Raw genomic sequence first — 7,639 nt, forward strand, 5'->3', positions numbered from 1 at the left:
GGTCGACGGCAGTCCGGTCGACGGCAGTCCGGTCGACGGCAGTCCGGTCGACGGCAGTCCGGTCGACGGCGGTCCGCGGGTCGGGGCCGGCGAGCTCGTGCGGGGACACCGCGCGGGCCAGCGCCGCCGAGGCCGCGGTGGCGGGCGAGGCGGCCGCGCCGGGCGGGCCGGCGGCGTCCTCGAGGAACAGGTCGTAGAGGGCCCGGTCGGCGAGGACGTGCTGCCACAGCGGCACGGGCCGGTGATCGCTGACGATGACCCGGGTGTGGCCGCGGACGGTGACGAGCCACTCGCCGAACTCCTCGGCGTTGCTCACCGTCGCGGACAGGGAGACCAGCCGGACATGCGCCGGCAGGTGGATGATGACCTCCTCCCACACGGCGCCACGCTGCCGGTCGGCGAGGTAGTGCACCTCGTCCATGACCACGTAGCCGAGGTCGTCAAGGCCGCGGCCGCCGGCGGGGCCGGCGTAGAGCATGTTGCGCAGCACCTCGGTCGTCATGACGACGATCGGGGCGGAGCCGTTGCGGGAGGTGTCGCCGGTGAGCAGGCCGACGGCGTCGGCGCCGTGGCGGGCGACGAGGTCGGCGTACTTCTGGTTGGACAGCGCCTTGATCGGCGTCGTGTAGAAGCAGCGGGTCGCGGTGCGCAGGGCGAGGTGGGCGGCGAACTCGCCGACCACCGTCTTGCCCGCGCCCGTCGGCGCCGCGACGAGCACCCCGTCACCGGCCGCCAGCGCCGTCAGCGCCTCGTGCTGGAACGGGTCGAGCCCGAAGGGAAGGCTGGCGGCGAACTCCACGAGAGCCGCTGGCGCGGAGGACACGTCTGCCACCCTACGGGACGCGGCCGGCACTCATCCGCCGCGAGCGCCGCCACCTTGACGTGGACGAGAACAGTGACGTGGACGAGAACAGTGACGTGGACGCCACGAGGCAGGCGACGACGAAGGCGGGACGGCGAGGAGGGGAACGGCGAGGGCGGCGATGGTCAGGTGATGTCGCCGTGCAGCGGGTCACCGCCGCCGGGCGCCGGACCGGTGCCCGCGCCGACCGGGGATGACGTGCCCGCCCCGTCGCCCGTCGCGGCCGGCGCTGGGGCCGGCTCGGCGAAGCGCGGACGGTGGGCTTCGTCGAAGTCCAACGGCGAGGCCTCGTCGTCGGCGAGGTCGGCGTAGGGGGACGTGTCGCCGCGCCGCGAGCGCCGGCGGTCGTTGAGCCAGCCGATGATGAGTGCCACCTCGTAGAGCAGGCACATCGGCAGGCCGAGCGCGAGCATGGTGAACGGGTCCTGGCTCGGGGTGATGATCGCGGCGAAGACGAACACGAGGAAGATCTCGGCGCGCCGCCACGAGCGCAGCTTCGCCGTCGTGACCACCCCGGCGAGGTTGAGCATCGCGACGAGCAGCGGCACCTCGAACGACAGGCCGAAGATCAGCAGCATCGCCTGGACGTAGCTGAGGTAGCGGTTGCCGTCCAGGACGCTGACCAGCCCGTGGCCGCCGAAGCCGAGCAGCAGGCCCAGGCCCGTCGACAGGGTGAGGTAGGCGAACACGGCGCCGGTGGCGAACAGCACCAGCGAGATCGCCACGAAGGTCAGCGACCAGCGCCGCTCGTGCCGGTGCAGCCCGGGGGTGATGAACGACCACAGCTGGTAGAGCCAGATCGGCGAGGAGACCACCGCCGCCGCGATCATCGAGATCTTCAGGCGGATCGTGAACGCGTCGAGGATGCCGAAGAAGTACAGCGTGCAGTTCGCCGACGCCGTGCCGTCCGGGCTGAACCGCTTGTCCGCCGGCAGGTCGCAGTAGGGCGCCTTGAGCCAGTCGAAGATGTGCGGCTCGAAGATGAAGCACACGACCGCCGCGATCGCGAACCCGACCAGCGAGATCGCGATCCGGTTCCGCAGCTCGCGCAGATGCTCGGTGAGGGGCATCCGGCTGTCCTCGACCGTGCGGGTCCGCCGGTTGTTCACCGAGGCGAGAAGCCTGCGCGGCGTCGGAATGCCTGGCACGTCGGCGTCTCCTGGTCGAGGGATGGGGGGACCCGGCCGGCCTGGAGACCGCCGGGAACCGGCCGGGCGCGCATCACCCGGCCGGCAGGTGACGCGGTCAGTGCCGGTCGGCCGCCGGGACGGAGCCGTTGACCGAGCTCGCCGCGCCGGGCTGCGCGACGGGCGCGGGCGCCTCGATCGGCAGCGGCGCCGGCACGGGGGCGGCCGGCTGGTCGTCGTCGCGCAGGCCCTTGGTCTCGGCCTTGAAGATCCGCAGCGAACGCCCGAAGGAACGCGCCGCATCGGGGAGCTTCTTCGCTCCGAACAGCACCATCACGACGAGGGCGATGATGATGATCTCGGTGGTGCCCAGGTTAGGCATGGTCGGCGTCCTCCGATGAGCGGTACCGGCCCGGTACGACGACCGGTGCGAACGATGCTACGTCGGTCAGCCTAGGAGTCGATAGAAGGTGTTCGGGTATCCGGCAGATGACGGCTGCGCAACGAAGCAGACCTGACAGACGAAGTGTAGCCGAACCGCGACAGTGCGCGGGCTCCTTCCCGCCCGTCACAGCCTGCGGCGACTGTCCGCAGGTGGGCAACCGCGCGGCGCACCGTGCGTCCTCACGAGGCGTAGCCGCCGCTGGCCAGGGGCCGAGCCACCACGGATCACACCCGGACCATGCTTCCGGCGCCGCCGCGCGCCGCCACCGCCGGATCGGTCGCGCCTTGTGGTCATTCGGTGGCCCCGTCGGGCGACGGCCTCGGCCCGGGGTGTCCCGGGGCTCGCGTCAGGAGGTGCGGTCGGCGAGGCGCGCGCCGACCTCGGCGTGGTCGAGCCGGGCCGACAGCGCCGCGGTGTCGGTGGCGAGGCCGGACACCCGGGTGGACAGCTCACCCAGCGCCCGGCGCACCCCGCGCACCTTCTGCCACACCCGCCAGGCGCACAGGACGAGCAGCGCCAGTCCGCCGAGGATCAGCACGAGGTAGACCAACGCCCAGAGCATGACCATGACCCTATCCGTCGCCGGGATCGAGGCCGTAGGCGGCGAGCGCGCGCCGGGCCAGGGCGTGGACGTCCTCGGCGAGCGCGCGGGGCTCGACGACGCGTACGTCGGCGCCGAGACCGAGCACCAGCCGGTGCAGCCAGGACGTCTCCCGGGCGTGCAGGGTGACCTCGAGACGACCCGCGGACAGCTCCCGGACCTGCGTCACCGGGTAGTAGTCGGCGACCCAGCGCGCCGGGGAGGACAGTTCGAGCACGACCCGCACGTCGCCGGGGGCCGGGTGGTAGATGCCGTCGCTGGTGTCCCGGGAGACCGCCTCGGGCGGCGGGGCCGCGGGGACGTCGAGCAGCCGCACCCCGTCCGGGCCGTCGATGCGGTCGAGCCGGAACAGCCGCACCGCCTCCGCCCGATGGCACCATCCCTCCAGGTACCAGCGGCCCTCCCGGACCAGCACGCGCATCGGGTCGACGTCGCGCTCGGTCAGCTCGTCGCGCGACCAGACGAGGTAGCGCAGGTGCACCCGGCGCCGTTCCCGCAGCGAGCGCTGCACGGCGGCGAGGACCTCGTCGTGGGTGTCGAGGCTGACCCGGACCTGACCGGCGGCGCTGGCGCTGGCGCCCACCGCCTTCTCGAGTTTCTCCAGCGCCCGGTCGAGGGCGTCGCGGCCGGCCAGTCCCGGCACGTCGGCGAGGGCACGGGCGGCGACGACGAGCGCGGTCGCCTCGTCCACCGACAGCCGCAGCGGACGGTCGAGGGTCTGCGGGTCGGCGACGGTGATCTGGTCGCCGGAGTAGCTCAGGTCGATGAGGTCACCGGGCGCCCCGCCGGGCAGCCCGCAGACGAACAGCAGGTCGAGGTCGTCGCGCAGCTGGCGCGGGGTGATGCCGAACGCCTCGGCGGCGGCGGGCAGCGACACCCCCGGATGGGCGCGCAGCCACGGGACGAGGGCGAGCAGCCGGCTCAGCCGATCGGTCGCGGCACTCATCGCCCCGGCTCACCCACCGTGCCCGGCAGGGACGCGTCGGCGGGATCCGGCGCCCGCCGCTCGCCCCGCGGGCCCGCCTCCTCCAGCCCGGCCGCCTCCTCCTGCCCGGCAGCCTCCTGCAGCCCGCATGCCCCGTCCGGCCCGGCCGCCGCGTCCCGCTCACCGGGGGCGGTGCCCGCGGCGGCGGCGCGCAGCCGGGCGACGACGGCGGCGCGCAGGTCGGGTGGGTCCACGACCAGCACGTCGGGGCCGGCGCCGACGATCCAGCGGGCGAATCGCTCGGTGTCGGAGAACTCGCGCTCGAGCAGGTCCAGGTCCGCGGGCACGGCCGGGCGCGGGCGCGCGGGCGGGATGCAGCCGAACCCGCCGGCCGGGCGGGCGCCGCGGCGCAGCGTGTGCCCGGCGCCGCGGCGCACGGCGAGCGTCGCGGTGCGGGTGCGTTCCGGCGGTGCCTGCGCGGACACCATCCGGTGCAGGTCGGTGCCGGGGGGCACCCGCACGGCGCCGGCGGGGCCGACCAGGCGCACGGTGCCGGCGACCCGCGACAGGCGGAACACCCGCGGCGCGGCGCGGACGAGGTCGTGACCCACCAGGTACCAGCGGCCCCGCCAGGACAGCACGCCCCACGGCTCCACCTGCCGCTCGGCGACCGCCGCCTCGCCGACCTTGCGGTAGGGGAAACGGATCGCCCGGCCGGACTGGACGGCGGCGAGGCACGGTTCGAAGGCGGGCTCGGCGGCGTCGACCCGTGGCTCGAACCCGTCGAGGGCGGCGAGGCCCCCGCCCTCGTCGACCGCCGCACCGCCGGCCGCGAGCTTGCGCAGGGCGCTGGCAGCCGGGCCGGCCAGCGCCGTCGACGACCACAGCGAGCCGGCGAGGGCGAGCGCCGCCGCCTCGTCGGGGGCCAGCGCGATGTCGGGCAGCGCGTAGTCACCGCGGCGGATGCGGTAGCCGACCTCGTCACTGAGCGCCGAGTCGGTGCCGGTCTCCAGCGGAATGCCGATCTCGCGCAGGTAGGCCTTGTCCCGTTCGAACATCCGCCGGAAGGCGTCCTGCTCCTCCGCGCCGACGCCCGGCTCGTATCCCTCGACCAGTTCCCCAAGCTGGGACACGGTGAGAAAACGCGATGTCGCCATCAGGCACATCGTCAGGTTGAGCAGGCGTTCCACCCGGCGCCGGGACACACTCACACAGGCTAGCCGCACCCCGCCCGGGCCCCGACACGACCCTCGAGGTGAGATGCCTCGGCGGTCGTGTCGGGGGGCGCGCCACCGGGGCGCGCACGGTGCCGTCAGGGCTGGGCACCCTCGGCGCCGCCCGCGCCGGAGCCGGCGGAGGCGGGCGCGACGGCGAGCAGGTCCACGACGAACACCAGGGTGTCGTCGGCGAGGATCGTCGGCGGCTGGCCGCCCATCGGCCCGTAGCCGAGCGCCGGCGGGATGGCGATCTCGCGGCGGCCGCCAACGCGCATGCCGTCGATGCCCCGGCCGAACCCGGGGATGGTGCCCGACAGCGGGAAGGTGACGGCCTGCCCGCCGTTGCCGGCCCAGGTGGAGTCGAACTCGTCGCCGTTGCGCCACAGCACGCCGGAGTACTGGATGCGCACGGTGCTCGTGGCCGTGGCCCGCGTGCCGGTGCCGGTCACCAGGTCGCGGGTGACCAGCCCCGTCGGCGCGGCGCCGGAGCCCGCGGCGGCGCGGGGGGCGAGGCTCAGGTCGGTGGCGTTGCGCACCGCGGGCAGCGCGGGGCCGGCGGGCCGCGTGGCGCGCACCGGGGCGGCGCTGGTGCCGTCGGGACCGGTCGACGAGGAGCAGCCGGTGAGCGCGAGACCGGCCAGCGTCGCCGGCAGCAGCAGGGCGGCGGCGAGCGCGCGGGCACGGTGACGGGCGCGGGCGGCGGGCAGGACGGCACGGACGGGCCGCGGGAGGGACGTCACGGACGGGGGGTTCCTCACATGCTGGCGATGAGCTTGTCGACGCGGTCGTCGACGGAGCGGAAGGGATCCTTGCACAGCACCGTACGCTGGGCCTGGTCGTTGAGCTTGAGATGGACCCAGTCGACGGTGAAGTCGCGGCGCTTCTCCTGGGCCCGCTTGATGAACTCGCCGCGCAGCCGGGCGCGGGTGGTCTGCGGCGGGCGGGACTTCGCCTCGAACACGTCGAGGTCGCGGGTGACCCGCTCGACGAGGCCGGCGCGTTCCATCCGGTAGTACAGGCCGCGGTCGCGGTGGATGTCGTGGTACTTCAGGTCGAGCTCGGCGACGCGCGGGGAGGCCAGCGACAGGCCGTGGCGGTGCCGGAACCGCTCGATGAGCACGTACTTCGTCACCCAGTCGATCTCGCGGGCGACGAGCTCGAGGTCGTCGGTCTCGATCGCGAGCAGCGTGCGTCCCCACAGGTCCAGCACCCGCTTGGCGACGGCGTCACCGCCGCGGCGCTCGACGAACTCGACGGCCTTGGCGTGGTACTCGCGCTGGATGTCCAGGGCGCTGACCTCGCGGCCGTTCGCCAGCTTGATCTTACGCTGGCAGGTCATGTCGTGGCTGACCTCGCGGATCGCCCGGATCGGGTTCTCCAGCGTCATGTCGCGCAGCATCACCCCGGCCTCGATCATCCGCAGCACGAGGTCCGTCGAGCCGAGCTTGAGCAGCATCGTCGTCTCGCTCATGTTCGAGTCGCCGACGATGACGTGCAGGCGGCGGAAGCGCTCGGCGTCCGCGTGCGGCTCGTCGCGGGTGTTGATGATCGGGCGCGAGCGGGTCGTCGCCGAGGACACCGACTCCCAGATGTGCTCGGCGCGCTGGGAGATGCAGTAGACCGCCCCGCGCGGGGTCTGCAGCACCTTGCCCGCGCCGCACAGGATCTGCCGGCTGACCAGGAACGGGACGAGCACGTCGGCGAGCTTGGAAAACTCGCCGTGCCGGCCGACGAGGTAGTTCTCGTGGCAGCCGTAGCTGTTGCCGGCCGAGTCGGTGTTGTTCTTGAACAGGTGGATGTCGCCAGCGATGCCCTCCTCCCGCAGCCGCCGTTCCGCCTCCACGAGCAGACCCTCGAGGATGCGTTCGCCGGCCTTGTCGTGGGTGACGAGGTCCGGCACGGAGTCGCACTCCGGGGTGGCGTACTCCGGATGGCTCCCGACGTCGAGGTACAGGCGGGCCCCGTTCTTGAGGAACACGTTGGAGCTGCGTCCCCACGACACGACACGACGGAACAGGTACCGCGCCACCTCGTCCGGGGACAGCCGTCGCTGCCCCCGGAACACACAGGTGACGCCGTACTCGTTCTCCAGTCCGAAGATGCGGCGATCCACGTCTGTGACCCTATGCTCGGATGCCGCCCCGGCGGGGCCAGACGCTCGGGACCACGCTCACCGGGGTGCCGGGCCTCCCGGCCCGCCGCCCGCCGCCGGGTCCGCCGCGCCGTCCGCGCGGGCGTCGACGGTCGGCCCGGCGCAGGCGTCCGCGGGGCGGCTCGGCGGCACCAGCCGGACGCTGCCGGCGGACCCGGGCGCGTCCATCGGCACGGTGCGCTCCAGCGGCGCCGCCGGCTGCGTCGGCTCCGACTCCGCCAACGACGGCCCGGCCAGTGCGGGCCCGGCCAGTGCGGACTGTGTCGCCGGGGACCGGGCCAGACCCGCCTGGGCCGGCGTGGGCTGGGAC

At 74.1% G+C, this 7,639-nt stretch carries 8 protein-coding genes and 1 pseudogene; all 9 read right to left on the minus strand.

Annotated features, from left to right (window positions below; genetic code table 11):
- A partial coding sequence (locus tag C1A33_RS16050) for a DEAD/DEAH box helicase (protein ID WP_243407609.1) occupies positions 1-823 on the minus strand: 823 nt, incomplete at its 3' end.
- 164 nt (positions 824-987) lie between these two features.
- Entirely contained in the window at positions 988-2,010 is a 1,023-nt protein-coding gene (gene tatC / locus C1A33_RS16055) for a twin-arginine translocase subunit TatC (protein ID WP_101832302.1), read from the minus strand.
- Between the two features lie 97 nt (positions 2,011-2,107).
- Complete coding sequence (gene tatA / locus C1A33_RS16060) at positions 2,108-2,371, minus strand: Sec-independent protein translocase subunit TatA (protein ID WP_101832303.1); 264 nt, start codon at positions 2,369-2,371, stop codon at positions 2,108-2,110.
- A gap of 409 nt (positions 2,372-2,780) precedes the next feature.
- On the minus strand, positions 2,781-2,996 hold the full coding sequence (locus C1A33_RS16065) for a hypothetical protein (RefSeq protein ID WP_101832307.1): 216 nt from the start codon (positions 2,994-2,996) through the stop codon (positions 2,781-2,783).
- A 10-nt stretch (positions 2,997-3,006) separates the two neighbouring features.
- Entirely contained in the window at positions 3,007-3,981 is a 975-nt protein-coding gene (locus tag C1A33_RS16070) for a helix-turn-helix transcriptional regulator (protein WP_101832304.1), read from the minus strand.
- A complete protein-coding gene (locus C1A33_RS16075) occupies positions 3,978-5,171 on the minus strand; it encodes a helix-turn-helix transcriptional regulator (RefSeq protein WP_243407610.1) in 1,194 nt (397 codons plus the stop codon). The genes C1A33_RS16070 and C1A33_RS16075 overlap by 4 nt, the downstream gene beginning before the upstream one ends.
- Before the next feature lie 101 nt (positions 5,172-5,272).
- Positions 5,273-5,917, minus strand: coding sequence for an FKBP-type peptidyl-prolyl cis-trans isomerase (locus C1A33_RS16080; RefSeq protein ID WP_101832305.1), 645 nt, complete (start codon positions 5,915-5,917; stop codon positions 5,273-5,275).
- Positions 5,918-5,931: 14 nt separating this feature from the next.
- On the minus strand, positions 5,932-7,290 hold the full coding sequence (pafA, locus tag C1A33_RS16085; protein ID WP_101832306.1) for a Pup--protein ligase: 1,359 nt from the start codon (positions 7,288-7,290) through the stop codon (positions 5,932-5,934).
- A 57-nt stretch (positions 7,291-7,347) separates the two neighbouring features.
- Positions 7,348-7,639 (minus strand): annotated as a pseudogene (locus tag C1A33_RS34975) (hypothetical protein); the annotation flags it as partial.

The organism is Frankia canadensis, assembly GCF_900197875.1.
In the GTDB taxonomy this organism is placed as follows: Bacteria; Actinomycetota; Actinomycetes; order Frankiales; family Frankiaceae; genus Frankia; species Frankia canadensis.

Excerpts from the sequence above, each read along its gene's own strand:
- tatA (WP_101832303.1), bottom strand. The coding sequence starts at position 2,371 with ATGCCTAACCTGGGCACCACCGAGATCATCATCATCGCCCTCGTCGTG.
- C1A33_RS16065 (WP_101832307.1), bottom strand. The coding sequence starts at position 2,996 with ATGCTCTGGGCGTTGGTCTACCTCGTGCTGATCCTCGGCGGACTGGCG.
- C1A33_RS16070 (WP_101832304.1), bottom strand. The coding sequence starts at position 3,981 with ATGAGTGCCGCGACCGATCGGCTGAGCCGGCTGCTCGCCCTCGTCCCG.